This is a genomic window from Mesorhizobium sp. NPDC059054 (assembly GCF_042739215.1).
Taxonomy (GTDB): Bacteria; Pseudomonadota; Alphaproteobacteria; order Rhizobiales; family Rhizobiaceae; genus Mesorhizobium.
In genome coordinates this window covers 214,407-239,719 of the sequence record NZ_JBHYHV010000006.1, presented here as the reverse complement: position 1 = coordinate 239,719, position 25,313 = coordinate 214,407, and the positions used below count along the sequence as shown (strand labels likewise).

Here is a 25,313-nt window from a genome sequence, read left to right as displayed (position 1 = left end):
CTGGAAATTGACAGAAGAATAAGCCATATGCTCGCCTTCATGACCGAAACCGCAAAGCCCGAGACGAGCGCCGCGCCGGCGTCGCGCCTGTGGACCCCCAACGGGTTCCGCGAGGATGACTGGACGCATGCCGAAACCGCCGACGCGCTTTCCGGCAATGGCCGTTTCATCCTGCCGCTGCAGGCATTCCTCGATCTCGATCCGCAGGTCAGGGTATCAGCGAAGGAGCGGCTCGGTGTTTCGCTGCAGCCGGGGGATCAACTGGACAAGATCGTCGACCTGCTCGACCAGCTTTCACTGGTGGCATTGGCCTTCCCGGCCTTCACCGACGGCCGTTCCTTCTCCAAGGCATCGCTGCTGCGCAGCCGCCATGGTTTCGAAGGTGCAGTCAGGGCAACCGGCCAGGTGCTGATCGACCAGCTGCCACATATGCTGCGCGTCGGTTTCGACGAGTTCGAAATCACGCATCCGGTTCTGCTCAAGCGCCTGGAGGAAGGCCGCCTCGACGGCATTCCGGTCCACTACCAGCCGGCGGCAAAAGCTTCGGCTCCGACCGGCAACTACAGCTGGCGCCGCACCCCGACCAACTGAACGATCCCACGGCACGGGAACGGTCGCAGAACAATCGGCCAAGGTCCGGTCTTGGTAGCCGGTTGCATATCTTTACAACTCTGGCGTTTGCGGCTTCTGTGAGCGGGCTGGACGGAATATCCGCCGGCAGCCTGGAGGGGCCAGCATGAAGTTCGACTATGTCATCGCCGGCGGCGGCTCGGCGGGCTCGGTGCTGGCCGCGCGGCTTTCGGAGGACCCGTCCGTCAGTGTCTGCCTGCTGGAAGCGGGCGGCGAAGGCAAGGACATGCTGATCCGTGCGCCGGCTGGCATCGTGGCGCTGCTGCCGGGTCGTCCAAAGATCAACAACTGGGCCTTCGAGACGGTGCCGCAACCAGGTCTCAACGGGCGCAAGGGCTATCAGCCACGCGGCAAGGCACTGGGTGGCTCCAGCGCCATCAATGCCATGCTCTATGTTCGCGGCCACGCAGCCGACTATGACGATTGGGTCGCCTCCGGTTGTGCAGGCTGGTCCTGGGACGAAGTGCTACCCTATTTCAAGCGCGCGGAGGGCAACCAGCGCGGCCCCAGCGATCTGCATGGCGGCGACGGCCCGCTGCGGGTGGCAGAACAGCAAAGCCCGCGCGCGCTCAGCCGTGCCTTCGTCGCGGCATGCGGCGAGAACCAGATCCGACCGAACGAGGATTTCAACGGGCCGGAGCAGGAGGGGGCAGGGCTCTATCAGGTCACCCAGTTCTGGGGCGGAAAGCGCAATGGCGAACGCTGTTCGGCGGCAGCCGCCTATCTGCACCCGGCCATGAGCCGCAAGAATCTCACCGTCATCACCGGTGCCCATGCCACCGGCATCATACTGGACGGCAAGCGGGCGACCGGTGTGCGCTATCGCACCGCCAAGGGCGAGGCCTTTGCCCACGCCGGACGCGAGGTGGTGGTCTCAAGCGGCGCCTTCGGTTCGCCGCAGCTTCTACTTTTGTCGGGCATCGGTCCGGCCAGGGAACTTGCCAGTCAGAATATCTCGGTGGCGCACGATCTGCCCGGCGTTGGCAAGAACCTGCAGGACCATCTCGATTTCATCATGAGCTGGAAATCGAGGGAAACCGACATGATGGGTCTCGGCTTCAAGGGCACGATCAATCTGGTGAAAAACATCCTGCAGTGGCGCAAGGATGGCACCGGCATGATCGCGACGCCTTATGCCGAAGGCGGTGCCTTCATGAAATCGGAGCCGTCGCTGCAGCGGCCCGACCTGCAACTGCATTTCATCATCGCGATTGTCGATAACCACGGCCGAAAAATGCATATGGGTTATGGCTTCTCATGCCATGTCTGCGTGCTAAGGCCGCATTCGCGCGGTGAGGTGACGCTTGCGAGTGCTGATCCTCTGGCCGCGCCGCGGATCGATCCGCGCTATCTGTCCGACGAGCGCGATGCGGCACTCATGCTGAAAGGCGCGAAGATGATGCGCAATGTGCTGGAAGCGCCGGCGCTGGCGAAATATCGCCACAAGGAACTCCATATGGCTGGCGTGACCAGCGATGCCGAACTGATGAACCACATCCGTGCCCGCGCTGACACGATCTATCACCCGGTGGGCACCTGCAGGATGGGTACGGACGACATGGCTGTCGTCGACCCGAAGTTGCGCGTCCGCGGTGTCTCAAGCTTGCGCGTCGTAGATGCCTCGGTGATGCCGACGCTGATCGGCGGCAACACCAATGCGCCAACGATCATGATCGCGGAAAAAGCGGCCGACCTGATGAAGGCTGCAGCCGCCTGACGGGTTTATCGCGGGTCGATTGGCTTGCTGCTGGAGCGTTTCGTTTTTTCGCGGAAACGCTCTACCTCTTTGTTTTTACGCAATTCCGGATGGAAAACCGTTACACATTTTTCCTGGAATTGCTCTAGCGGCTCCGAGTGCTGTTTTCCTGTGCGTCGAGCCTGTCGAGCAGAGTGCGCAACGGCTCGGGGATCTCGCTGACGACCCTGAAGGTAGGCAAGCTGTGCAGGAACCGCTGGTTCGAACGATCGGAAAACTGGCGTCTGATCTGCGTCGGCAACTGATCGTGCTTGGCTGCATTGGTACGGGACATGGCCTCAAATCCTTAGTCGGCCTTGAAACTTCCCCGCCGGTGAATCGTTCCCGCATTGCGGCAATTTGGCAAGCGCCGGGTCGAAACAGCGTAAAATTTGAATTAATTTGTTTGTGTTGTGTGCTTTTGACGATCGGCACAACGATACTGCTGGAAATGCCCTTTCCCCTTGATTTTTGAGTTCCAAACCTCGATATCGGGCACAAATCCAGAACCAACCGGCATGACGGGAAATGGCGATGAGCGACCAGGCAAAAGACGAACGCGCGCCTGAAGATATCGAAGCGGCGGAAGCTGAAACGGAACGCGCAGAAGGTGGCGTCGACGGCGACTATGAGGCGCTGGTTCGGCTGCTGAAGGAAAACGAGGAACTGAAGGACAAGGCGCTACGCACCGCGGCCGAGATGGAGAATCTACGCCGCCGTACCGCGCGTGACGTCCAGGATGCCCGTACCTATGCGATCGCCAATTTCGCGCGTGACATGCTTTCGGTATCGGACAATCTGGCGCGCACGCTTGATGCCATTCCGGCAGAAGCGAAGGCGGCTGCCGACGCAGGTCTCAAGGCTCTGATCGAGGGCGTCGACATAACAGAGCGTGCCATGCTCTCAGCACTCGAGCGCCATGGCGTGAAGAAGCTTGAGCCGCAAGGCGAGAAGTTCGATCCGAACTTCCATCAGGCGATGTTCGAAGTGCCGAACCCCGATATGCCGGCGAACACCGTCGTCCAGGTCGTGCAGCCCGGCTATTCGATCGGTGAGCGCGTGCTGCGCCCGGCCATGGTCGGCGTTTCCAAGGGCGGGCCCAAGGCAACTGCCGAGCCCACCGAGCCAGGGCCGGTCAACGAGCAGGCCGAGAAGGATGCCTGAATAGGCAGTCGGCAATAGGCAGTCGGCAGTAGAAAAAGGGCGTCAGGTGAGAACCGCGGCGCCCTTGGCTTTTGTACTGAGCAGCATATAGGTTTCTACTGCCTACTGCCTACTGCCTACTGCCTACTGCCTACTGCCTACTGCCTACTGCCTACTGCCTACTGCCTACTGCCTACTGCCGCTCCAGCCTCAGGCTTCCGATGTCCGCCATCACCTTCATCGACTATGCCGGTGTCGCGGTGTTCGCGGCGACGGGTGCGTTGGCGGCCTCGCGCAAGCAGCTCGACATCATCGGCTTTGTTTTCCTGGCGGCAGTGACTGGTATCGGCGGTGGTACCTTCCGTGACCTTATCCTTGGCGTGCCGGTGTTCTGGGTTGCCAACCGCGACTATGTGCTGATCTGCACCGTGGTGGCTCTCGTGGTCTTCTTTGGCGCGCACCGCGTCGAATCCCGCTACAAGCTCTTACTGTGGCTGGATGCCGTCGGCCTCGCGGTCTTTGCGGTGATCGGCGCTGCGAAGGGCATGGCGATCACCGGTTCGCCGGCCATCTCGATCATCATGGGCATGATGACGGCGTGTTTCGGCGGGATCCTGCGCGATCTGCTGGCCGGCGAGCCCTCGGTGCTGCTCAGGCCGGAAATCTATGTGACGGCGGCCATCATAGGCGCCGGTGTCTATACGGCCGGCGAGCTTCTTCACTTGCCGCCGCAGCTCTCATATCCTGCCGGCGTGCTTGCGGCCCTCGCGGTACGGGGTGGGGCACTGAAATTCGGCTGGTCGTTTACGCCTTATAAGAGCCGCCCGGGACGGCGGCCCGAGGATATTCCGTAATTTCGATGCGGAGCGTTTCCGCTTTTATCGGAAACGCTCTAACTCTTTGTTTTTACGCAATTCGGGGCGACGTTATCGTTTGTCCGGTGATTTTTCCCGCTCGGCCAGCCAGGTCTTTGCTTTCGTTTTCGGGACCTGGGTCAGCCAGGTTCGCTCCAGGCGATGACGCAGTTCGTGGTCGGACACCACGTTCATGCGCACCAGCAACGCCGGCCAGCCCTTGTAGTGATCGGTCTCGAAATAGATGTCAGGTGCTGCCTGGAGCAACATTTCCTTCTCGTCGAGCGGACACATCACCACCGCCGTTTCCGCATCCTTGACGCGGGTGAGCAGTTTCTTGCCGGCCTTCAGCGCCGGCGTGCCGTAAGAAGTGGTCTCGACAAGGTCAGGCAGGTCCTGAGCCGCCCGTTTCAGGCGTTCGAAGACGGTGGAAAAGTCATCAGCCATCGTTGTTGCTAGGCGGCGAAGCGTTGCCCTTCGCCGCCGTAATAATTCAGATAGCGGGCGCCGATTTCGCGCACGGGCAACACGATGAAGACGTCGACAGTCTTGAAGTCGTGGTCGATGACGCAGCCATCGCCGATGCGCGCACCGACGCGCAGATAACCTTTTACCAGCGTCGGCATCGCGGCGATCGCGGCCTTGGCGTTGACCGCCTCGATTGGCATCAGATCCATGGAGCAATAGCGTCCGTCATTGGCGCGGATGTCCCATGCCGGACTGGTGCGGCAGTGATGCGCGAGATAGGTGAGCGCCTCGGCATGCGCTGCCGGAACGATGCCGTGGAAGGAAGCACAGCCGGTCAAAACGCCGATGTCGTAATGGGTGAAATAGGCCCACAGACCTTGCCACAACGCTTCGATGGTGCGCTTTGAGCGGTATTCGGGCAGAACACAGGAGCGGCCGAGCTCAAGAAAGCGCTGACCGGGGTGCTTGGCAATGAGCCGCCTGAGTTCGAATTCATCCTCGGAATAGAAGCCGCCGGCGCGGACCGCCGTTTCCTGGCGCAGCAACCGGTAGGTGCCGACGATACGACGATGGTCCGGGCCGGGAAGGGCGTTGTCGAATACCAGGAGATGGTCGCAGACGGGGTCGAAACGGTCGGCGTCTCGGCGTTCGAGCGACTGCAGCCGGCTCTTGCGGGCACCGAGCTCGTCATAAAAAACGCGATAACGGATTTCCTGAGCGGCGGCGATTTCCAACTCGTCCCGGGCCAGCCGCACTTCCAGGCTGCCGATCTTGCCCAAGGTACCGGTGATGGACTCGATCGTCCTCATCCTCTGGATCGCGCTGCCTCCGGTGTTCCCCTGCATCTCACCTTGCGGCATCGCTGTATGCACGAGTGATTCTCCTTCGAGCCATCCCTCTTGGCGTCGGGATACGATGTAGGTGCTACAGGATTGTGACAGTACCGTGATACATGGTGAGGAGCAAGGGGAAGACGGCAACGACCCCCTGCCTAGCCGGCTTACCTAACAACCGGGAACTGCGGAATCAGGCTGCCGCCTGGCTCTCCACGGCATGCACCAAAGCCTGTGGATCAAGCGGTTTTGTGACAAAACCGGAGGCGCCGTGAGCGAGAACGGCATGACGGGTCCTTTCCTGGCTGTCCGCCGACAACACCATGATCGGCACCGGGGCAATGCCGGATGCCTCTTCATGGCGGCGAATCGCCGCGATCGCGTCCATGCCGTCCATCAGCGGCATATGCAGGTCCATCAGCACGACGTCGTAACGCCTGGCCGGGCTTTCAGTGGCTACCGCATCGACTGCGGCGCGGCCGTTGTTGACGATGTCGACATGATGTCCCGCTTTCTGCAACGTGGCGCGGGCAAGCATCGCGTTGATGTCGTTGTCCTCGGCGATCAGCACCGAGAGGCTGCTTGCGCTGCCGGCAGGCGCGGTCACGAGCTGACTCGGGCCGGGCAATAGTCCGCCGACGGCGGCGTTGCCGGCCAGAAGCACCCTCAGCAGGGTTTCGCCGCGGACCGGGCGGGCCAGGAAGGTTGCATATCCCCCGGCACGGAATTCGACCAGGGCGCCGCGGTCGGATGGGGCGATGAGCGTCACCGCCTCGCAGGTCATGAAGCCCGTCCGCCGCAGTCGCTTGAGCGTCCGGCATTCGTTGTCTTCCAGGCGCGCGTCAATCAGGAGAACGTTGCAGAAACGCGCGAACGGCAATGCCTGGGCGGCGTTGGCGACAATTTCGGCATCGCCGCCATGGGCACGGATGGTGCGGGCGATCGCCTCGGCCTCGGTGGCGTTTTCCGAAACGATGACAGCACGGCGATCGACCAGGACGCCGGCGCGGTCGCCGGTTGTCTCGATGGGCTCCCGTGCCGGCAGCTGGAAAACGAACTGCGAGCCTTCGCCGGGCGCGCTGGAAACACTGATCGTCCCGCTCATAGCGGCTGCCAGCCGTTTCGAAATGGCAAGTCCGAGGCCGGCGCCGCCGTGCTTTCGTGTCGAAGTGCCGTCTGCTTGTTCGAAATCCTCGAAGATGCGGTCCATGTCAGCTTCGCTGAGCCCTGGGCCGGTGTCGGTGATCGAGAAGACGAGGTGGTCGCCGCCACTGGTGCTCTGACGGGTGACGTTGACCAGCACACCACCCGTCTCGGTGAACTTGACGGCGTTGCCGATCAGGTTGAGCAACACTTGACGAACGCGACCAGGATCGGCCGTGATGATCTGCGGTACATCCGCGGCGACATGGCAGGCCAGGCCGATATCCTTGGCAAAGGCGCGCGCGGCCAGAAGTTCCACGACGTTGTCGGCGATCTCGCGCGGCGACATCGGCTGCGGTTCGGGCGCGAAACGTCCCGCTTCGATCTTGGAATAGTCGAGCAGGTCCTCGATCAGCGCCAGCAGCGCGCTGGCCGATGTCGAAACCGCACCGACATAGGTACGCTGTTCGGGCGTCAGCCTGGTATCGGCGAGCAGCTTGGCCATGCCCATGATGCCGTTCATCGGCGTACGGATTTCATGGCTGACGGTGGCGAGGAAACGTGACTTGGCCTGACTGGCGTATTCGGCGCGCTCGCGGGCATTGATCAGCGAAGATTCAGCCTGCTTGCGGGCAGTGATGTCACGCGCGATCGCCCTGTGGGAAACCTCGGCGCTGTCCTTGTCGCGCATCGACAGTTCGATCCACGAGAACCAGCGCGGGCCGTTCGGCGTGCGGATGACAACGTCGGTCGAACTCAGGCAGTCGCGGCCGGAAAAGGCGGCGTCCGGGACGATGCCTATGTCGACGCCGAGCTCCTTCAGCGTCATGCCGGCAAGATCGACCTGGTCCTGCCCGACCAGGTCGGCGAAGACGCGGTTTGCATAGACGATGCGGCCGTCGCGGTCGCGGTGCACGACTAGGTCGCCGAGCGCGTCGATGAGGCCACGAAAACGCTCCTCGCTTTCCTGCATCTCCCACATGCGGTCGGCCATGGTTTCGATTTCGGCACGGCTGCGGGCGGCTGTGTCGTCAAGGATCGAAACGGCGTCGTGCTCACTGCGTCGATTGCGCAGGAAGAGGGCCAAGCCGGCAAGGCTTGTCGCAAGCACGCCGGCCGTGATGAAGGGCGGCGCGCCTGTGAGGTGGGAAAGACCGGCGAGCACGACAAGCGCCACGAAGATCGCAAAGGGCAAGCCTTCGTGTTCGCGCCGATCCATCGTCGGTGCCAGCGGTGGCGTGGTGGCCAGCAGGCGGCGCTGCGCTGCCGGCTCGGCCTGGTCAGCGAGCCGCTGCGGTCCCACCTTCGTTACAGTCTCGTCCCCTATCATGCGGCTATCTTAGCCACAGATAAATTATAGAAGGTTGCGCCGGACCCCTCGAATTTTAGCGATTTTCGCCGCTTTCCCTGCGCCGGTCTGCAGCATGGGTGCAAATGCGGGACATGTAGGTCTCGTACAATCGTTGTAACGTCGGCCTGATGATCGAGATTCGTTTGCTTCGTCAGTTCGTTGCTGTCGCCGAAGAATTACATTTCCACCGTGCGGCGGAGCGGCTGCATATGGCCCAGCCTCCTCTCAGTCAGGCTATCCGGCGCCTGGAGGCCGAGATAGGCGCGCCATTGTTCGTACGGAACAACCGCAATGTGGCTTTGACGCTTGCGGGTGTCTCGTTTCTGGAGACGGCGCGCAATGTTCTCGGGGCACTCGAAACGGGTGTCGAGCAGGCGAGGCGGGTCGCGTCAGGAACAAGCGGCAGCTTGAAAATAGTGTTCGTTGGCACGCTGCATTTCAATTTTCTTCCCAGGGTGGTCCAGGCTTTTCGGTCCCGTCTGCCCGATGTCGAATTGACGCTACGGGAGGCAACGACCAACGAACAGATCGCCGCGTTGAAAGCGGGCTTGGCCGACATCGGTTTGATGCGACGGCCAGGCGTCGCAGTCCCGGAGCTGGTTTTCGAGCGCATCGCCCGCGAAGGAATCGTGGTTGCTTTGCCGGAAGGGCATGCCCAGGCTGCCAAGCAGCGGGTTCCTCTCGCGGCTCTGGCGGAAGACGACTTTATCGCAACCCCTCGCTCTGAAGGGATGGGATTCTACGATCAGATGATCGCGCTTTGTAACGCAGCAGGATTTTCTCCCCGCATCGTACAGGAAGCCCGGCAGATCGAAACGATCACGGGATTGGTCGCGGGTGGGCTCGGCATTGCCCTTGTGCCCGCTTCCGTCAGGCAAGGGCTACGCGACGGCATCGTCTTTCGCCAGATCGTCGTGGAGGGGACAGGAGACGCCTCGTTCCTGGACGTCCTTGCAGCCTGGGATGCATCCAGGCCAACGCCCGCACGGGACAAATTCCTCGACATTGTCCGAACAACGAGCAGTTTGATATCCTAGAGATATCAAATAGTCATATACAATATATTTTACCTGCGGAAACCAATCATCCATCCTGTTCATGAAGCCAGGATGGAGTGAGCCATGGGCGAGGAATCCCAGCACTGTGATCGGGCCAACAGAGGTTCCAGGTGCCGATTATCGGCCACCCGCCGTGAGATTCTGACGGGTATGCTTGTCGCGGCATGGCCCGCGATCTCTCCGGCCCTGGCTGAGAAGCAGAAAGGAGACATCCGAGTGATCCACCAATTGCGCATCTACGAGATATTCGAAGCGAACAAGGCAGCGTTCCATGCCCGCTTCCGCGACCACGCCATCCGCATCATGAAAAAATACGGCTTCGACTTCATCGCGTTGTGGGAGACGCAGCCACAAGGACGAACCGAGTTTGTCTATCTGCTTCGCTGGCCGGACGAGCAGACGATGACCGACGCTTGGGCGAGGTTCATGGCGGACAGCGAATGGTCCGAGATCAAGGAAAGAACCGCGACCGAATCCGGCAGCATGGTCGGCCAGATAACCGAACGCGTGCTGCGTCCGACGGACTACTCCGAGGTGATCTGACGACGGCCCGCCATCTCATTGCCCGGCATCGTCGTAAGCGCGCCGGTTTTCCTCAATACGAGGTAAGTTGTCCTGGATCCAGAAGTTGAGACCTTCGAGCGCCGACAAAATGCCTGCGCCCATCTCGGTCAGTTCATATTCGACGCGTGGCGGCACTTCGGGAAAGTAGTGGCGCGCCACGAGGCCGTCCCGTTCCAGATTGCGCAGCGTAAGCGTCAGCATGCGCTGCGTAATTCCGTCGATCTCGCTTTTGAGCGCTGAAAAACGAAGCCGTTTTCCGTGTGCGACAGAGAGGCGCCACAGGACCTGGACGGTCCATTTGTCGCCGAGCCGCGTGCAGACCCCGTTCGATGGGTACGGTTTGAAGCGGCGGCCCACAATCTCATCAGGCCTGCCATGGAGCGGTTTGTCCAAGCGTATCATCCTTGTGCCCTGGGCTGGAAAATGTGCCGTCTTCCAGCGGCGTTCCAACAGTATATATGGGTACCCTCGTTCAGCACGAGGGTTCCCGGATGACGAATGGCAAACTTCCAGTCCTGGTGTTCGGCGCCACAGGCCGGCAGGGAGGATCGGTTGCCCGGGCTCTGCTGCAGGCGCGGTGGCCCGTTCGTGCTCTGGTGCGGGACATTGCGGCACCAGGGTCGATCGCGCTTCGCGATGCCGGTGTCGAACTCGTGCAGGGTTCGTTCGAGGATATCGAGGCGATCCGCGCCGCGATGAAGGACGTATACGGCGTCTTCAGCGTCCTGCCGGGCAATCTGGCTCAGCAAGAAGAGGTGCGCGCCGGGATCGCTATCGCGGACCTTGCCGCAGAGAGCGGCATTGCCCATCTTGTCTATTCCTCGGGCGCCAGCGCGGGGGAGACGCTGACAGGTGTGGCGCGTTTCGACGCCAAACCGCGCATAGAGGCGCATGTCCGCAGCCTGCCCATTGCTGCAACCATCGTCAGGCCCATGATCTTCATGGAGATGCTCGTGAGACCCGGGTTCGGGCTGGAGGAGGGGCGCTTCACCTTCTTCCTCCGCCCGGATCAGTCAATGCAGCTCATCGCCGTGGACGACATCGGCAAATTCGTGGCCGCGGTCTTTGCCGACAAGACGCGGTTCGGCGGCAAGACGCTGAAGATCGCGGGGGATACCGTTACCGGCAGTGAGCTGGAGGCCATCCTTACGCAAGCTGCCGGCCGTCCGATCACCTATGCACGCTTCCCCGAAGAGGTTCTCGCGGCCAATCCCGATCTCGGGCATATGGCCGCGAGCCTGGACGCCGGGCCACTGGCCGACCACGTCGACCTGAATGCCATGCGTGCGATCAATCCAGAAATTCGCTCGTTCCGGTCCTGGCTTTCCGGGAGCGGACGCGAGGCTTTTGAGGAGACCCTCGGATAGGCGGCAGGTTAAGCCGCCAACCGGCCCGGCAATCGAGGAGCTACATGTCGACGACCACTCGCCCACGGATCTTGCCGTCGACGATGTCGGTGGCGGCAGCAACGATGTCGTCGAAACCGATCGTGGTGGAAAGCGCCTTGAGTTTTGCCAGATCGAGGTCGCGACCGATGCGCCGCCAGGCTTCGAGCCGCACCTCCTTTGGCGCCATCACGGAATCGATGCCGAGCAGCGAGACACCGCGCAGGATGAAGGGGGCCACCGAAGAAGGCAGGTCCATGCCGCCGGCCAGGCCGCAGGCAGCGACAGCGCCGCCATAGGCGGTCATCGACAGCACGTTGGCCAGTGTGGTGGAACCGACGGCGTCGACACCGCCGGCCCAGCGTTCCCTGGCGAGTGGCTTGGCCGGACCCGTCAGTTCGTCGCGGGCGATGATCTCGGCGGCGCCGAGATCGCGCAGATAGGCTTCTTCGGACGAGCGCCCCGTCGAGGCAATGACATGGTAGCCGAGCTTTGACAGGATCGCGACCGCGACGGAGCCCACGCCGCCGGCCGCTCCCGTCACGATCAGCGGGCCGCGCTGCGGCACGATGCCGTGGCGTTCCAGCGCCATCACCGACAGCATCGCGGTGTAACCTGCGGTGCCGACGGCCATGGCATCGTGCGCGGTGATGCCTTCCGGCAGCGGCACCAGCCAGTCGCCCTTGACGCGGGCTCGTTCTGCATAAGCGCCGTAGTGGGTTTCGCCGACGCCCCAGCCGTTCAGGATGACGCGATCGCCCTTGCGCCAGTCGGCGTGATCGGAGGAAAGTACCGTACCGGCAAAATCGATGCCGGGCACCAGCGGCCAGCGGCGCACCACGGGCGCCTTGCCGGTGATTGCCAGCCCGTCCTTGTAGTTCACCGTCGTGGCTTCGACCGCGACAGTGACGTCGCCTTCCATCAGATCGGCTTCGCTCAGCTCGGTAACCGCGACCGACTGCTTCTTGTCCTCGTCGCGCGAGACGAGAATGGCTTTGAAGGTATCCGGCACAGGCTGTTCCTCGATCTTTGGATGAGAAGGTCAGGCTAGTTCGAAAACAAACGTGGTCAATCGTCCCGGAGCGTTTCCGCTCTTCGTGGAACCGCGGAAACGCTCTAACTCTTTGTTTTTGCGCAACTCCGGCTGCGCACTTTTGCTGGGATTGCTCTAAGGTCGCGGTTGCCGCCGCCAGGAAAGGAATTCGTCGAGCACGACTGCGGCAGCACCTACCGAAATGAAGACATCGGCCAGGTTGAATATGGCGAAGGACCAGACCGGCGTGTGGAACAGGATATAGTCGATGACATGTCCGTAGACGGTACGGTCGATGACATTGCCGAGCGCGCCGCCGACGATGAGCGCGAAGCCGATGCGGGCGAGCACCTGGTTGGGCGGGGTTTTCAGCGCCAGATAGAGCACGAAGACAACCACCACAGCGGCCACGGCGATCAGACCGGTGTCGCTCAACGACGAGAACATCGAGAAGGCGATGCCGGTGTTGTAGGTGCGGAAGAGCGCCAGAAAGGGCAGGAGATCGATCTTCTCCTGAAAGGGCAGGCCGGTTTCGACCCACTGCTTGATCCATTGGTCGAGTGCGATGGCGACGATGGTCAACAGGGCATAAGGCGTCAGCGATTTCAGGGTCGGTCCTCCAGCGTGAGCGCGCCGCGACGGATTTCAAACAGCATAACGCCGGTGGCGACCGCAAGGTTCAGCGAGTCCGCGCGCCCGGCTTGCGGGATGCGCAGCAGTCTATCGCAACTGTTCGCGAGATCGTCCGGCAGGCCCTGCTGCTCGTTGCCCATCAGGAGCAGCACCGGACGGTTCGAAAAATCGACCGAGCGATAGTCGACTGCGCCTTTGAGATGCGTCCCAACCACGAGGCCCGGAAAGTTCTTGCGCCAGGACAGGAAAGTATCCGGCGTTGCCCTGGCGACAGGTACGGCAAAGACCGAACCCATGGTGGCCCGCACGGTTTCCAGCGAGAACGGATCGGTGGTGTCTCCGATCAGGATGACACCCTTGGCGCCGACGGCGTCGACGGTGCGCAGCACGGTGCCAAGGTTGCCGGGATCGCGCACGCGGTCGAGCGCCACCCAGACGTCGCCATTCTTCGGACGGACGTCTTTCAGCGCCATGTATTTCTGCGAAAAAACGCCGACCACCATCTGGGGATTGTCGCGGCGGGTGATGGCGGACAGCACTTTTTCGGAGACTTCGAGCACCGTGCCGCCAGCGGCCACAGTGCGGGCCGCGACCTTTTCGACGACCGGGTTGCCGCGCCCGGCCTTGGCGAAAACCAAGGTCCTGATCTGCCAGCCGAGGTCGAGCGCGTCGATGATCAGCTTCAGGCCTTCGGCCATGAAGGCATTCTGGCTGTCGCGGAATTTCTTCAGCGCCAGCGCCTTGATGTCTTTCACCAGGGGGTTGGCCAGGCTGGTGACTTCCTTGACCTGTCCCACCGCGCGGCGGTTCTCATATTCCGTCATTTCGGACTCTTTTGTTTCCGCATGATCTTGCCCGAAAACCGGCTTCCATTTTTCGGGATCATGCCGAGACCCAACGCGAGAAGAGGGAGGTGGACAGCGCCCGTCCAGCCGACTGTTCGCGGATGATCAGTTCGCCCGATTCCACGCGTCCGCCCATGCCGGCAAAGGTATCGCGCATCAGGGCATGGGTGGCGAAGAAGGAGGAGCGGATCGAGTAGGCGGTCAAGACCACAGCCAACGGCTTCGGTGTGAGGATAGCGCGGCAGATGTCGGTGAGCGCCGGCAGGTTTTCGAACAGCTGCCAGACTTCCCCCTTCGGTCCGCGACCGTAGGCCGGTGGGTCGAACAGGATGATGTCGTAGCGGCTGCCACGGCGCTCCTCGCGCTCGGCGAACTTCATTGCATCCTCGACGATCCAGCGGATCGGCTTGTTGCCGAGGCCGGCCATCTCCTGGTTCTCGCGCGCCCAGCCGATGGCTTTCTTCGAGGCATCGACATGGGTGACCTCGGCGCCGGCGCGCGCCGCCACCAGTGAGGCGAGGCCGGTGTAGCCGAACAGGTTCAGAACCTTGACCGGGCGTCTGGTTCTCTCGATCAGGCCAGCCATATGGTCCCAGTGAGAGGCCTGCTCGGGAAAGACGCCGACATGGCGGAAAGACGTGAAGCGGCCAAGATAGTCGATGCCGTCATGTTTCATCGGCCAGGTTTCGCCAAGCGGCTGGCGTGGGAAACGCCAGCGGCCCATGCCTTCCTCGTCGGTGTCGCCGGTGAAGACGGCGTCAACGCGGTCCCAATCCTTGGCAGGCAGTGCCGGCTGCCAGATCGCCTGGCCTTCCGGACGCACGATGCGGTACGGGCCGTACTGTTCCAACTTCTGACCGTTGCCGCTGTCGAGCAGCGCATAGTCGGCATTGGGCGCGACTTCGAGGATCAACGGCAGCTTTTCAGCCGGCAAGGCGCCTTCGCGGCGCGTCAGTACGCGCTGCGCGGTTTCGCTTTTGGCTTCGGGGCTGGCTTCGACCGGCCGCGAAGCCCGGTTCTCCTGGCGCTCGGCTCTTGGCTCCGGCCGGGACGCCTGCTTGTTCTCCTGGCGATGCTCGGCCTTGCGCTCGGGACGCTTGTCGCGGCGTCCATCCTGCGCGCGCGGCGACTGCGCGCTGCCGTCTCGGCGGCTCGATTTGTCCCGGCGTTTGTCGCGCGTGAATTTCAAGAAGGACGCTCCGCGTTTCGCGCTGCTTTTGGCATAGGGGCTGCAACCGCGCAACTTTCAGCGCGAGTGAAACGGCGGCGCCGACAAATTCAAGGGTACCGGAGCAGCGCAAGCGGTATAAGCATCCCATGTCGCGCTCCGAACGCCTGCTCGATCTCGTCCAGACCTTGCGTCGCCATCGCCTGCCGGTCAGCGGCCGCACCTTGGCGGGCGAACTCGGCGTTTCGATCCGCACGCTCTACCGGGACATCGCCACGCTGCAGGGGCAAGGCGCGCCAATCGAGGGCGAGGCAGGGCTGGGTTACGTGCTGAAGCCCGGCTTCATGCTGCCGCCGCTGATGTTTACCGATGAGGAGATCGAGGCGATCGTGCTCGGTTCGCGCTGGGTGGTCAAGCAGCCCGACAGCCGGCTGTCCAAAGCGGCTGCCGATGCGCTTGCCAAGATCGCTGCCGTGCTGCCGGACGACCTGCGCAACGATCTCGATGCATCAACACTGCTTGTCGGTCCGCGTATGGGAGCCAGCGAAGGTATCGACCTGGCCGCCGTGCGCCAGGCAATCCGCGACGAACAGAAACTTGCCATCACCTACAGCGATGCCGGCGGTGCCGGCAGCAAGCGGATCGTGTGGCCCTTTGCGCTCAGCTTTTTCGACAAGGTGCGGGTGATGGTGGCCTGGTGCGAGATGCGGCAGGATTTTCGGCATTTCCGCACCGATCGCATCGCAACGCTGGATGCCACCGGACTGCGCTATCCGCGGCGACGGCAGGCTTTGCTCAAACAGTGGCGTGCCACGCTGGAAGACGTAGCGCAGCGGTGATCGCTGCTGCCAGAATCTGACAGTGGCTTCAGCTACGGTCTCTCCATCGCAACACGGAGAGCAACCATGCAAAGTCCGAACTTCGTTATCCTCTATGTCGACCAGCCGCAGGTGAGCGGCGCTTTCTATCAGGCGCTTTTCGACCGCGAGCCGGTCGAATCCTCGCCGACCTTCGTGCTGTTCGTGCTGGACAATGGCTTCAAGTTCGGCCTCTGGTCGCGACATACGGCCAAGCCCGCCGTCGCTGCCACGGGCGGAGGATTCGAGATCGTCTTCCAGCTCGAAAAGCCCGATGCCGTCGATGCAACGCATGCCGATTGGGCGGACCGTGGCCTCTCCATCCTGCAGACGCCGACCGATCTGGATTTCGGTCGAACCTTCGTCGCGCTTGATCCCGACAAGCATAGGCTCCGCGTCTACTGCGCGAATGATGTGGAAGGCACCCAATCATGACGCGATACTGGCTTGCCGTGGCCTCAGCCGCGCATGTCAGGCGTGGCCGAGCCGAGGGTTTCATGCAGGTGAACCATGGCAAGGCCGCCCCCCTGCGTCGCATCAAGCCGGGGGACGGGGTCGTTTATTATTCCCCGAGCACGGTACTCGGTGAAAAGGACGGCCTGCGCTCTTTCACCGCCATCGGCCGGTTGCGTGACGGTGAACCCTACCAAGGCGTCATGGCTGACGGCTTCCAGCCGTTCCGGCGCGATGTGGCCTGGGAATGGTCTCACGAGACGCCGATCATGCCGCTGCTCGACAGGCTGGAACTGACTGCTGGAAAGTCCAATTGGGGCTATCAGCTGCGGTTCGGGTTGGTCGAGCTCAGCGAACATGATTTTCAGCTGATCGCCGGGACGATGGGAGTTTCGGCGACCAACGATCGGAGTATCGAATGAGCGGACGCCAACCGAGCGGGTCACTCGACCAGGATACGCGCCTCGCGGGCGGCCTCGATGAACGCCTCCCTTGCGCTGTCACCCGAAGCGCTGCCGTTGATGACGGCCTGGGAGGCACGCTTGGCATCGAGATGTTTGCGCGTGCCGGCATCCGGCCAGTGGTTGGTGAGCAGGTCGATCGCTTGTCTTGCGTTGGAAATATGACGAATGTCGCCCAGAATGCCGGTGGCTACCGGCACGACTTTCGAAAACCAGCCTTCGTTCATGGCTTCGGTCCTTGGCTGTTGCTGCGGGCAACAAACGCGCAGCTCAACGTCCGGTTTCCCGAAAACGGAAGCGATAACCGAAGCGTGATCGCGGGTCAGGATTTCAAGGCTTTGTAGACGGCGATGCCGGCGGCCAGATCCTCGAGTGCTGCGCCGACCGACTTGAACAGCGTGATGTCCTGCGCCCCTTCGCGCCCCTTCTTCTGGCCTCGTGCCAGCTCGTGCAGATCCGCGACGATGGCATCGGGCCTGAGCACGCCGGAGGCAAGCGGCTGGACGATGTCGCCGGCTTCCTTGGTGGCGCCGGCACGGGTGTCGACGTAGACGCGCGCGCGGGTAATGGCCGCATCGTCGGCCTCGCGCATGGTCGGTGTGAAACCGCCGACCAGGTCGATATGGGCACCTGGCTTGACGCGTGCGCCCTTGACCAGAGGTTCGTTGGAAATGGTGGCGGAGGAAACGATGTCGGCTTCGGCCAGTTCGGCATCGAGATCCGCAGTCGCTTCTGCCGGGAAACCTTCCGCACGGAGAGCCGCAGCGACTTTTTCGGCGTTGGCCAGCGTGCGGTTCCAGATGCGGATCGACGTGATCGGCCGTACCGCGGAATGCGCCTTGACCAGGAATGGCGAAAGCGCGCCGGCACCGATCACCAGCAACCGCGAGGCGTCCTCACGCGCGAGATAAGTGGCGGCGAGCGCCGAAGCGCAGGCGGTGCGCCATTGCGTCAAGCGCTGGCCGTCGATCAACGCCTCCGGTTCGCCGGTCTTGCCGTCGAGAAGCAAGTAGAGTCCCATCACGGCAGGTTTGGCGATGGCATTGTTGTCGGGTGAGACGGTAACGATCTTGACGCCGATGTGCCCATCTTTGGACGTGCCGGCAGCATTGAGATCGGTCCAGGCCGGCATCAAAAGCAGCGTGGATGCGGCGCCATCGGGCCGTTCCACCGTATGGTGGTGGCGTACCGGCTGTACGGCACCGTCGTGGAAAGCGATGCGCAGCGTCTCGACCAGGCCGGAAAAGGTCAGCGCACGATCGACCTCGGCGGCCGAAATGGTCAGCATGGATTGGTCTCCCGTTCAATGCAGAGCCCCGAAAATCGGAACCGATTTTCGGAAAGCACGATGCGTAGGTTCAAAGCGTTAAGGCGTCTGTCCAAATGGACGCGCGGCGCTCCAATGAAGCGCCGGTCAGGTGGTCGGCTTGGGCAGGGTCGGTCCCTGGCCGCCGGACGGCGTGCGCGCGATCGCCTGGCGCAGGTTCTCAGCCTCGACGCCGCGCTGGCGCGCGAGCTTGCGGTAGCGGCCCTGCCGCATCCATGTAGCGAAAGAACCAACGAGGATGCCTACGGCCAACGCCAGAAACAGCATGACGAACAGGGGCAAAGTGAGCGTCAAGGCCGGATTGCCGGGATTGAACGGGTCAAGCGTGAAGGCGACCAGTTCGCGGTTCGCTACCGCCAGCGCAATCAGCACGATGGCCAGCGGAACGAAGATGACGATGACGGCGAAGCGGTTGAACATGGCGTCTCCGGTCGGAAGGCTGGTTGCGGCCATCCGACTGGAGGCCGGCATGGCGGCTTATTTCTCGCCGTTCAGCCTTTCGCGCAATTCCTTGCCGGTCTTGAAGAACGGCACCCATTTTTCTTCGACCTCGACCGACTCGCCGGTGCGCGGGTTGCGGCCGGTGCGGGCGGGCCGGTTCTTGACCGAGAAAGCCCCGAAGCCGCGAAGCTCGACGCGGTTGCCGTCGGCGAGCGCGTCGGTGATTTCGTCGAAGACCGCGCCGACGATGTTTTCGACATCGCGCAGGAACAGATGCGGGTTGCGGGTGGCGATGATTTGGACGAGTTCGGACTTGATCATGCGGACGGTCCCCGTAAAGGCGCGGCGGCCAATTTTATGCGGATGATTTTATTCGCTTTTTGACTTATGCCCCACGCCAGATCAAGGGTGCCAGACCGAAACGAGACCGTCAAGGAACAAGCGGTCGGCACCGATCTCGCGCAGCACCTGCTCGCTCTCCACCGGCAGGCCAAGCGCGCGGCCGAGCTGGCGCACCATCGCATTGGGAAGGAAGAAGCTGCTGCGTTCGGTACTCTTCCACTCCACGACCTTGAGTTTTTCGTCGACGCCCTTGGTGCCGAGCCATTTCACGGCCTCCTGTTCGCCGCCCAATGCGTCGATCAGCTTGTTGGTGACGGCCTGGCGGCCGGTGAAGATCGAGCCGTCGGCGAGCGCCAGCGCCTGCGGTCGCGGCAGCTTGCGCCGCTCGGCGACGATGTCGACGAACCAGTCGTAGCTATCCATGATCAGCTTGCGCACCATGGCGCGTGCTTCCTCGGTGGTCGGTGCGAACGGCGAGGGCGATGCCTTGAGCGGCGAGGATTTCACTTCCTCGAGCTTGACACCGATCTTGTCCATCAAACCGGTCACATCGGGATACTGGATCAGCACGCCGATCGAGCCGACGATCGAGGTCTGGTGCGCGACGATATAGTCCGAAGCGCTGGCGATCATGTAACCGGCGGAGGCGGCCAGCGTGCCGACCTCGGTCACGACCGGCTTCTCGGCGGCAAGCTTGCGTACGGCGTCGTAGATGGTTTCGCCGCCGACGGTGGTGCCACCCGGTGAGTTGACGAGCAGAATCACGCCCTTGACGTGTGGCGCCTTGCGCACCGCCTCGATACGGCGGATCAATTCGTCGTCCTGGGTGATGGTGCCTTCGATCTTGATCTTGGCGATATGATCGATGCCGGTGCCTTCGCCGCCGCGATAATACCAGGCAGACAGCGCGGCCAGTCCGATCAGCAGCACGGCGATGGCGGCGATGCGCCAGAAGGTCAGCTTGCGCCGCAGGCGGCGGCGGTCGATCAGGTCGTCGGCTCTCAGGGTCATGTCAGCCTCAATTTCGGGGCACGCAAGCAGATGCTTTTAATGCAACCGCCAATTCAGGGCTACCGCTTTCGGGCCTGCGCGCCGTGCGGCATCGTCGCCGCAAGCATCCCGGTAGCCCGGGGCAACTCATTATGAGCGATCCGGCAATAAAAGGCCGACTGATAGTCGAAATGCAGGCATGGCGGCGAAAAAGGCGTCATGCTAATCTTGATAGAGCCCTGGCGATTTTTCGGCGCTTCAGGGATATGTCATATTTTTGCGTTTTTTCTTCGCATGCGCTTGCTTGGGCGCGAACCCGCACCAAATAAAGCGCGGGTTCGGCAGGCAAAAGGACCAGAAGGTTTACATGTTGGCACGAACGACCGACCCGGAGGGTAAGGACGATATTGTTGTCGCGCCGAAACGCGGCGAGATCCCGTCCGAACGCGCGGTCGCCTTCGACAGCGCCCAGCGGCATTCGCGCCGTGTCCGTGTCCTCAAACTGGCCTTGCCGATCGTGGCGGGCATCATCGCGATCGCCTTCCCTGTCTATTCCTATCTGAAAACCCCTCCGGTGGCTCCGGTGCAGGCCGACGGCAGCGCCTTCTCCAACGGCAAGCTGGTCATGGCCAATCCCAAGCTCGAGGGTTTCACCAAGCAAAACCTGCCCTATTCGATGAAGGCGCTGAGGGCGATCCAGGACGTCGCCAAGGAAAGCATCATCGGATTGGAAGGCATCGACGCCAAGCTGCCGCTCGACAAGGATACGTCGGCGGTGGTCGGAGCCGCCAAGGGTGTCTACAACCGCGATGCCAACACGCTGGAGTTGGCCAAGGACATCACCATGACCACCACGAGTGGAATGGTGGTGAAGATGAAATCGGCCTTCCTTGATATGGCGAAAGGCAATATGAAGACGAACGACCCGGTCGACATCGTCACGCGCGGCTCGCATATCCAGTCCGACTCCATGTCGGTGGAAGACAGCGGCAAGGTGCTGGTTTTCGAAAAGCGGGTGCGAGTCAACCTGGAGCCTGGCGTGCTGAAGACGGCCAGCGACAAGAGCGGAGAGCCGAATGCGGCCGAATAACATGAAGTGGCTTGCTGCTGCGGCATTTCTGGCAGCTGCGGCCGTGCCGGCTTTCGCCCAGTCGACTCAAACCAACATGTCCGGCCTGAAGCTCTCCGGCGACAAGCCGATCCAGATCGAGAGCGACAAGCTGGAAGTCAGGCAGGAAGAGAACCTTGCCATCTTCACGGGCAATGTCAGTGTGGTGCAAGGCCCGACCCTGCTGAAGGCCGGCATCCTCAAGGTGTACTATCTGAAGGACAAGGCTGCCGGCAAGGATGGCTCCAAGAGTGCGGCCATGGCCGGTCCTGCGCTCGGCGGATCCACAAACATCGATCATCTGGAGGTAGACGGTACCGTCTATCTCAAGTCCGACGACCAGATTGCCACCGGCGAGCGCGGCACCTTCGACATGAAGAGCCAGGTTCTGGTCCTGACCGGCTCCAAGGTGGTGTTGAGCCAAGGCGACAATGTGCTCACCGGCTGCAAGCTGACCGTGCAGATGAAATCCGGCCTCGCCAATGTCGACGGCTGCAGCAAAGGCGGCTCCGGCCGCGTCATGATGCAGATCAATCCGGATTCGACCAAGAAACCCTGACCGGAAGCGCGATGCAGTTGCTGAAACAAACCGACGCCAAGCCGGCCGCGCCTGCCATTGTCGGTGGCGAGAAGGTCAAGCTCAAAGGCACGCTGATGGCCCGCGGCCTGTCCAAGAGCTACAAAGGCCGGCGGGTGGTCAACGGTGTTTCACTCGGCGTGCGCGCCGGCGAGGCCGTAGGCCTGCTTGGCCCCAATGGCGCCGGCAAGACCACCTGCTTCTATATGGTGACGGGGCTGGTTCCGGTCGACGAGGGCACGATCGAGATCGACGGTTTCGATGTGACCTCGATGCCGATGTACCGCCGCGCGCGGCTCGGCATCGGCTATCTGCCGCAGGAAGCCTCGATCTTCCGTGGCCTCAACGTCGAACAGAATATCCGCGCCGTTCTGGAAGTGGTGGAAAAGAGCCGCAAGACGCGCGAGCGTGAGCTCGACGCGTTGCTGGAGGAGTTCCACATCACCCATCTGCGCAAGGCGCCTTCCATGGCCTTGTCGGGTGGTGAGCGGCGGCGTCTCGAAATCGCGCGCGCCCTGGCCACCCGTCCGGCTTACATGCTGCTCGACGAACCCTTCGCAGGCATCGACCCGATCGCGGTGGCCGATATCCAGCAGCTTGTCCGCCATTTGACGGCCCGCGGCATTGGCGTCTTGATCACCGACCACAATGTGCGCGAGACGCTGGGTCTGATCGACCGTGCCTATATCATCCACGCTGGCGAAGTTCTGACCCACGGCCGCGCGGAAGAGATCGTTGCCAATCCGGACGTGCGGCGGCTCTATCTCGGGGAAGCCTTCACGCTTTGATTTCGGCGTTGCCGCATGTGTCCGCGTCCTTTTGTGCGCTCGAGTGGACGCGCGCCGTGCCTGGTTCCCTTGACAAGCAAAAGCCGGGCCATTTGATAGGATGGCAGTCAACGGCTTCGCCGAATAAGGATTTCGCACCCGGAACATGGCGCTTGCGGCCAAATTACAGCTGAGACAATCGCAGTCGCTGGTGATGACGCCGCAGCTGATGCAGTCGATCCGACTGTTGCAGCTCACCCATATCGAACTCGAGCGCTTCATCGATGAAGAGATCGAGCGCAACCCCTTGTTGGAGCGGGCCGACCCGCAGCCGGATGCGGCGACAGAGCCGGCACAGCAGAAAGAAAACGAGCGGAAGCCAGCGGACGCCGACGAATGGTTCGAGGCGGAAACAGCCTGGAGCTCCGAGGCCATCTCGGAAAAGCTCGATTCATCGCTCGAAAACCTCTTTCCGGATGATCCGGGCGTCAGCGAACGTGTCGGCCCCGACCTCTCGCAGCAATGGAAGTCGGCGCCGGGTAGCGGTTCCGGCGCTTCCGAAGGTTTCGACATGGAGGACATGGCGGCAGCCGCCGTCACGCTGCGCGACCATGTCGGCGAGCAAATCGCCTTTGCCTTCCTTGATGCCGGCGACCGGCTGATCGCGGCTGAACTGGCGGACGGGTTGGACGATGCCGGCTATCTGCATGCCGAGCTGGGCGAGGTCGCCGAACGTCTTGGGACAGACGCGCTTTCGGTCGAACGTGTTCTTGACGCCTGCCGTGGCTTCGAGCCAGCAGGCCTGTTCGCGCGCGATCTGGCTGAATGCCTTGCGTTGCAGCTTGTGGCGCGTGACCGTTTCGATCCGGCGATGAAGGCGTTGGTCGCCAATCTGGAGCTTCTGGCCAGGCGTGACTTCCAGACGCTGAAGCGCCTATGCGGCGTTGACGAAGAAGATCTCCTCGACATGCTGGCTGAGATCCGGGCACTGGATCCGCGGCCAGGTCTCGCTTTTTCGGGCGGTGCCAGCGATGCCATCGTGGCTGATGTCGAGGTGCGGCCGGCCGCCGACGGCAGCTGGGCGGTTGAACTCAATGCGGACGCGCTTCCGCGCGTCCTGGTCGACCAGGTCTATTTCACCCGGGTGTTCGGCCAAGCCAGGAACCAGACGGAGAAGGATTTCCTCTCCGAGTGCCTTCAGAATGCCAACTGGCTCACCCGCAGTCTGGATCAGCGCGCCAAGACAATCCTCAAGGTGGCTTCCGAGATCGTACGTCAGCAGGATGCCTTTCTCGTCCATGGCGTGCGGCATCTGCGACCGCTCAACCTGAAGATGGTGGCCGATGCCATCGGCATGCATGAATCCACCGTCAGCCGGGTGACGGCCAACAAATATATGCTGACCCCGCGAGGCGTGTTCGAGCTGCGTTATTTCTTCACCGCATCGATCGCCGCAGCCGATGGCGGGGCCGCACATTCCTCGGAATCCGTGCGGGACCGCATCCGGCAACTGATCGAGGAAGAGAAGGCGGAAGACGTGCTCTCCGATGATACGATCGTCGACCTGCTCAAGGCGGACGGTGTTGACGTCGCGCGACGGACAGTCGCCAAGTATCGGGAAGCAATGAACATTCCGTCCTCGGTGCAGCGACGGCGCGAAAAGCGTGCGCTGGCTGGCGCCGGGCGTTGAGAAGCCGCGGATTTCCACAGTTTTTCGTTTCGTTGACAAGCGCCGGGGAGTTGGCTAGAAGCCCGCCCGCATGAGACGGGCTGCGGCCCGAAAGTGGTCGGTCCGTCGTGAAGTTGACCTGGGGGCGGTCAAGGAACGGTCGAAGGCCAGCGACAAGGTTCGGTTACAAAATCGGGCGTGGAAGGTACCGCGAAGCTTGTCTGCGCGGACCACAGGTATAAACTCCAGACAGTGTGAAGCCTGAGCAGGAAAGGTCAGTTTTCAAATGACGCTGCGCATTTCGGGAAAACACATGGACATCGGCGATGCGTTTCGTACGCGCATCACCGATCGGATCGGGGAAGCCATCGGGAAATATTTCGACCGCGGCTTTGCTGGACATGTGACGGTTGTGAAAGCTGGTTCGCGTTACACCGCTGATTGCATGATCCGTCTCGATTCCGGTATCGCGCTGCAAGCGACCGGCGATGCCCAGGAGCCGACGGCAGCCTTCGAGGCGGCGGCGGACCGGCTGGAGACCCGCCTGCGCCGCTACAAGCGCCGCCTGAAATCGCATGCCTCGGGCGCCGGCAACGGTGCGGCCACCGACATCGCCTACACGGTGATGGCGCCGCTCGCCGATGACGACGAGGAAATCCCGGATAATTATGCCCCCGCCATCGTCGCGGAATCGACCATGGTGCTGAAGACCATGTCGGTCGCCTCAGCTGTGATCGAACTGGACACCAAGGACAGTCCTGTCTTCGTTTTCCGCAATGCCGGAAACGATCATCTCAACATCGTCTACCGCCGGCCGGACGGAAACATTGGCTGGATTGACCCTTCGACCACAAAGGTCGCACAGGGATAACGACCTCCGGCTGCGTTTCGACGCGGTCAGGGGTGGTGGGCGAAAAAGGATTTTCAGCATGGATCTGAGTGATCTGATCGACGTCTCGGCGATCATGCCGGCGTTGAAGGCGAACTCAAAGAAGCAGCTTTTGCAGCTGCTTGCCGAGCGTGCCGCCACGATCTCCGGCATTCCGGAGCGCGAGGTTTTCGACATCATCCTGCAGCGCGAGCGGCTGGGCTCCACCGGCGTCGGCAACGGCATCGCCATTCCGCACGGCAAGCTGCCAGGGGTTAAGCGTATCGCCGGCGTGTTTGCGCGCCTGGAGACGCCCGTTGATTTCGAATCGCTCGACGATCAACCCGTCGACCTGGTGTTCCTGCTGCTGGCGCCTGAAGGCGCGGGCGCAGACCACCTCAAGGCGCTGTCGCGCATAGCGCGCCTGCTGCGCGACAGCGACACGGTCGCAAAGATCCGTGGCACGCGCGATGCCAATGCCATCCTGGCGCTGCTTTCGCAGGCACCGGCTTCGCACGCGGCCTAAGGTCTCGGAAAATTGAGATCTACACGAGCAATTCCAGGAAAAGCGTGTAACGGTTTTACGTCCGGAATTGCGTAAAACAAAAAG

Annotated in this window: 30 protein-coding genes; 16 read left to right on the top strand and 14 right to left on the bottom strand. The window is 62.1% G+C overall.

Annotated elements, in window-relative coordinates:
- Positions 1-39: 39 nt before the first annotated feature.
- Together ACFWXH_RS25030 and ACFWXH_RS25025 are read left to right on the top strand one after the other, a co-directional pair.
- The gene (locus ACFWXH_RS25030) at positions 40-591 is read left to right on the top strand and encodes a DUF934 domain-containing protein (protein WP_379124411.1); all 552 of its coding nucleotides are present in this window, start codon (positions 40-42) and stop codon (positions 589-591) included.
- 145 nt (positions 592-736) lie between these two features.
- A complete protein-coding gene (locus ACFWXH_RS25025) occupies positions 737-2,347 on the top strand; it encodes a GMC family oxidoreductase (protein ID WP_379124020.1) in 1,611 nt (536 codons plus the stop codon).
- A gap of 124 nt (positions 2,348-2,471) precedes the next feature.
- Here ACFWXH_RS25025 and ACFWXH_RS25020 read toward each other — a convergent pair whose 3' ends face one another.
- Positions 2,472-2,660 (bottom strand): hypothetical protein, encoded by a 189-nt coding sequence (locus tag ACFWXH_RS25020; RefSeq protein WP_379124019.1) that lies wholly within the window; start codon positions 2,658-2,660, stop codon positions 2,472-2,474.
- A gap of 239 nt (positions 2,661-2,899) precedes the next feature.
- On the opposite strand from ACFWXH_RS25020, the gene grpE reads away from it, so the two are divergent.
- The gene (gene grpE, locus ACFWXH_RS25015; RefSeq protein WP_054309674.1) at positions 2,900-3,529 is read left to right on the top strand and encodes a nucleotide exchange factor GrpE; all 630 of its coding nucleotides are present in this window, start codon (positions 2,900-2,902) and stop codon (positions 3,527-3,529) included.
- A gap of 200 nt (positions 3,530-3,729) precedes the next feature.
- On the top strand, positions 3,730-4,362 hold the full coding sequence (locus tag ACFWXH_RS25010) for a trimeric intracellular cation channel family protein (RefSeq protein WP_379124018.1): 633 nt from the start codon (positions 3,730-3,732) through the stop codon (positions 4,360-4,362).
- 72 nt (positions 4,363-4,434) lie between these two features.
- On the opposite strand, the gene ACFWXH_RS25005 is transcribed toward ACFWXH_RS25010, so the two are convergent.
- The 3 genes from ACFWXH_RS25005 to ACFWXH_RS24995 form a co-directional block, all read right to left on the bottom strand.
- Positions 4,435-4,809 carry an MmcQ/YjbR family DNA-binding protein gene (locus ACFWXH_RS25005; RefSeq protein ID WP_379124017.1) on the bottom strand — a complete coding sequence of 125 codons (375 nt, stop codon included), beginning with the start codon at positions 4,807-4,809 and terminating at the stop codon, positions 4,435-4,437.
- A gap of 8 nt (positions 4,810-4,817) precedes the next feature.
- Positions 4,818-5,639 carry a GNAT family N-acetyltransferase gene (locus ACFWXH_RS25000; protein ID WP_379124410.1) on the bottom strand — a complete coding sequence of 274 codons (822 nt, stop codon included), beginning with the start codon at positions 5,637-5,639 and terminating at the stop codon, positions 4,818-4,820.
- 217 nt (positions 5,640-5,856) lie between these two features.
- Entirely contained in the window at positions 5,857-8,136 is a 2,280-nt protein-coding gene (locus ACFWXH_RS24995) for an ATP-binding protein (protein WP_379124016.1), read from the bottom strand.
- Positions 8,137-8,285: 149 nt separating this feature from the next.
- Between ACFWXH_RS24995 and ACFWXH_RS24990 the strand changes: the two genes are divergently transcribed.
- The gene (locus tag ACFWXH_RS24990; protein ID WP_379124015.1) at positions 8,286-9,194 is read left to right on the top strand and encodes a LysR substrate-binding domain-containing protein; all 909 of its coding nucleotides are present in this window, start codon (positions 8,286-8,288) and stop codon (positions 9,192-9,194) included.
- Positions 9,195-9,278: 84 nt separating this feature from the next.
- Positions 9,279-9,758, top strand: coding sequence for an NIPSNAP family protein (locus ACFWXH_RS24985; RefSeq protein ID WP_379124014.1), 480 nt, complete (start codon positions 9,279-9,281; stop codon positions 9,756-9,758).
- Positions 9,759-9,773: 15 nt separating this feature from the next.
- On the opposite strand, the gene ACFWXH_RS24980 is transcribed toward ACFWXH_RS24985, so the two are convergent.
- The gene (locus tag ACFWXH_RS24980) at positions 9,774-10,181 is read right to left on the bottom strand and encodes a winged helix-turn-helix transcriptional regulator (protein ID WP_379124409.1); all 408 of its coding nucleotides are present in this window, start codon (positions 10,179-10,181) and stop codon (positions 9,774-9,776) included.
- An 89-nt stretch (positions 10,182-10,270) separates the two neighbouring features.
- Here ACFWXH_RS24980 and ACFWXH_RS24975 point away from each other — a divergent pair, with 89 nt between their 5' ends.
- The gene (locus tag ACFWXH_RS24975; protein ID WP_379124013.1) at positions 10,271-11,146 is read left to right on the top strand and encodes an NmrA/HSCARG family protein; all 876 of its coding nucleotides are present in this window, start codon (positions 10,271-10,273) and stop codon (positions 11,144-11,146) included.
- 40 nt (positions 11,147-11,186) lie between these two features.
- On the opposite strand, the gene ACFWXH_RS24970 is transcribed toward ACFWXH_RS24975, so the two are convergent.
- The 4 genes from ACFWXH_RS24970 to ACFWXH_RS24955 form a co-directional block, all read right to left on the bottom strand.
- Entirely contained in the window at positions 11,187-12,176 is a 990-nt protein-coding gene (locus ACFWXH_RS24970; protein WP_379124012.1) for an MDR family oxidoreductase, read from the bottom strand.
- Positions 12,177-12,332: 156 nt separating this feature from the next.
- Positions 12,333-12,806 (bottom strand): signal peptidase II, encoded by a 474-nt coding sequence (gene lspA / locus ACFWXH_RS24965; RefSeq protein WP_379124408.1) that lies wholly within the window; start codon positions 12,804-12,806, stop codon positions 12,333-12,335.
- Positions 12,803-13,654, bottom strand: coding sequence for a TrmH family RNA methyltransferase (locus ACFWXH_RS24960; RefSeq protein ID WP_379124011.1), 852 nt, complete (start codon positions 13,652-13,654; stop codon positions 12,803-12,805). The genes lspA and ACFWXH_RS24960 overlap by 4 nt, the downstream gene beginning before the upstream one ends.
- Positions 13,655-13,712: 58 nt before the next feature.
- The gene (locus tag ACFWXH_RS24955) at positions 13,713-14,630 is read right to left on the bottom strand and encodes an RsmD family RNA methyltransferase (protein WP_379124407.1); all 918 of its coding nucleotides are present in this window, start codon (positions 14,628-14,630) and stop codon (positions 13,713-13,715) included.
- Positions 14,631-14,992: 362 nt separating this feature from the next.
- Between ACFWXH_RS24955 and ACFWXH_RS24950 the strand changes: the two genes are divergently transcribed.
- The 3 genes from ACFWXH_RS24950 to ACFWXH_RS24940 all read left to right on the top strand — a co-directional run bounded on the left by ACFWXH_RS24950 (position 14,993) and on the right by ACFWXH_RS24940 (position 16,575).
- The gene (locus ACFWXH_RS24950) at positions 14,993-15,682 is read left to right on the top strand and encodes a helix-turn-helix transcriptional regulator (RefSeq protein ID WP_379124010.1); all 690 of its coding nucleotides are present in this window, start codon (positions 14,993-14,995) and stop codon (positions 15,680-15,682) included.
- Between the two features lie 66 nt (positions 15,683-15,748).
- Positions 15,749-16,135: a VOC family protein gene (locus ACFWXH_RS24945; protein ID WP_379124009.1), complete on the top strand. Its 387-nt coding sequence runs from the start codon at positions 15,749-15,751 to the stop codon at positions 16,133-16,135.
- Complete coding sequence (locus tag ACFWXH_RS24940; RefSeq protein WP_379124008.1) at positions 16,132-16,575, top strand: EVE domain-containing protein; 444 nt, start codon at positions 16,132-16,134, stop codon at positions 16,573-16,575. Before ACFWXH_RS24945 ends, ACFWXH_RS24940 begins: the two co-directional genes overlap by 4 nt.
- Positions 16,576-16,595: 20 nt before the next feature.
- Here ACFWXH_RS24940 and ACFWXH_RS24935 read toward each other — a convergent pair whose 3' ends face one another.
- The 5 genes from ACFWXH_RS24935 to sppA all read right to left on the bottom strand — a co-directional run bounded on the left by ACFWXH_RS24935 (position 16,596) and on the right by sppA (position 19,735).
- The gene (locus ACFWXH_RS24935; RefSeq protein ID WP_054309690.1) at positions 16,596-16,841 is read right to left on the bottom strand and encodes a DUF982 domain-containing protein; all 246 of its coding nucleotides are present in this window, start codon (positions 16,839-16,841) and stop codon (positions 16,596-16,598) included.
- A gap of 95 nt (positions 16,842-16,936) precedes the next feature.
- Complete coding sequence (locus tag ACFWXH_RS24930; RefSeq protein WP_379124007.1) at positions 16,937-17,902, bottom strand: ornithine cyclodeaminase family protein; 966 nt, start codon at positions 17,900-17,902, stop codon at positions 16,937-16,939.
- A 126-nt stretch (positions 17,903-18,028) separates the two neighbouring features.
- Positions 18,029-18,361, bottom strand: coding sequence for a DUF1049 domain-containing protein (locus ACFWXH_RS24925; RefSeq protein ID WP_379124006.1), 333 nt, complete (start codon positions 18,359-18,361; stop codon positions 18,029-18,031).
- 57 nt (positions 18,362-18,418) lie between these two features.
- Positions 18,419-18,703, bottom strand: coding sequence for an integration host factor subunit beta (locus tag ACFWXH_RS24920; protein WP_054309692.1), 285 nt, complete (start codon positions 18,701-18,703; stop codon positions 18,419-18,421).
- Between the two features lie 81 nt (positions 18,704-18,784).
- Positions 18,785-19,735, bottom strand: coding sequence for a signal peptide peptidase SppA (gene sppA, locus ACFWXH_RS24915; RefSeq protein WP_054309693.1), 951 nt, complete (start codon positions 19,733-19,735; stop codon positions 18,785-18,787).
- A 346-nt stretch (positions 19,736-20,081) separates the two neighbouring features.
- Between sppA and lptC the strand changes: the two genes are divergently transcribed.
- From lptC to ptsN, 6 genes are all read left to right on the top strand, one after another.
- Positions 20,082-20,804 (top strand): LPS export ABC transporter periplasmic protein LptC, encoded by a 723-nt coding sequence (gene lptC, locus ACFWXH_RS24910; RefSeq protein ID WP_054309694.1) that lies wholly within the window; start codon positions 20,082-20,084, stop codon positions 20,802-20,804.
- Positions 20,791-21,381 (top strand): LptA/OstA family protein, encoded by a 591-nt coding sequence (locus ACFWXH_RS24905; RefSeq protein WP_152979764.1) that lies wholly within the window; start codon positions 20,791-20,793, stop codon positions 21,379-21,381. Before lptC ends, ACFWXH_RS24905 begins: the two co-directional genes overlap by 14 nt.
- Before the next feature lie 11 nt (positions 21,382-21,392).
- Positions 21,393-22,187, top strand: a complete 795-nt coding sequence (gene lptB / locus ACFWXH_RS24900; RefSeq protein WP_054309696.1) for an LPS export ABC transporter ATP-binding protein — start codon at positions 21,393-21,395, stop codon at positions 22,185-22,187.
- Positions 22,188-22,332: 145 nt separating this feature from the next.
- Positions 22,333-23,856: an RNA polymerase factor sigma-54 gene (rpoN, locus tag ACFWXH_RS24895; RefSeq protein ID WP_379124005.1), complete on the top strand. Its 1,524-nt coding sequence runs from the start codon at positions 22,333-22,335 to the stop codon at positions 23,854-23,856.
- Between the two features lie 265 nt (positions 23,857-24,121).
- Positions 24,122-24,706, top strand: coding sequence for a ribosome hibernation-promoting factor, HPF/YfiA family (gene hpf / locus ACFWXH_RS24890; RefSeq protein WP_054309698.1), 585 nt, complete (start codon positions 24,122-24,124; stop codon positions 24,704-24,706).
- Between the two features lie 58 nt (positions 24,707-24,764).
- Positions 24,765-25,229 carry a PTS IIA-like nitrogen regulatory protein PtsN gene (ptsN, locus tag ACFWXH_RS24885; protein ID WP_054309699.1) on the top strand — a complete coding sequence of 155 codons (465 nt, stop codon included), beginning with the start codon at positions 24,765-24,767 and terminating at the stop codon, positions 25,227-25,229.
- Positions 25,230-25,313 lie beyond the last annotated feature (84 nt).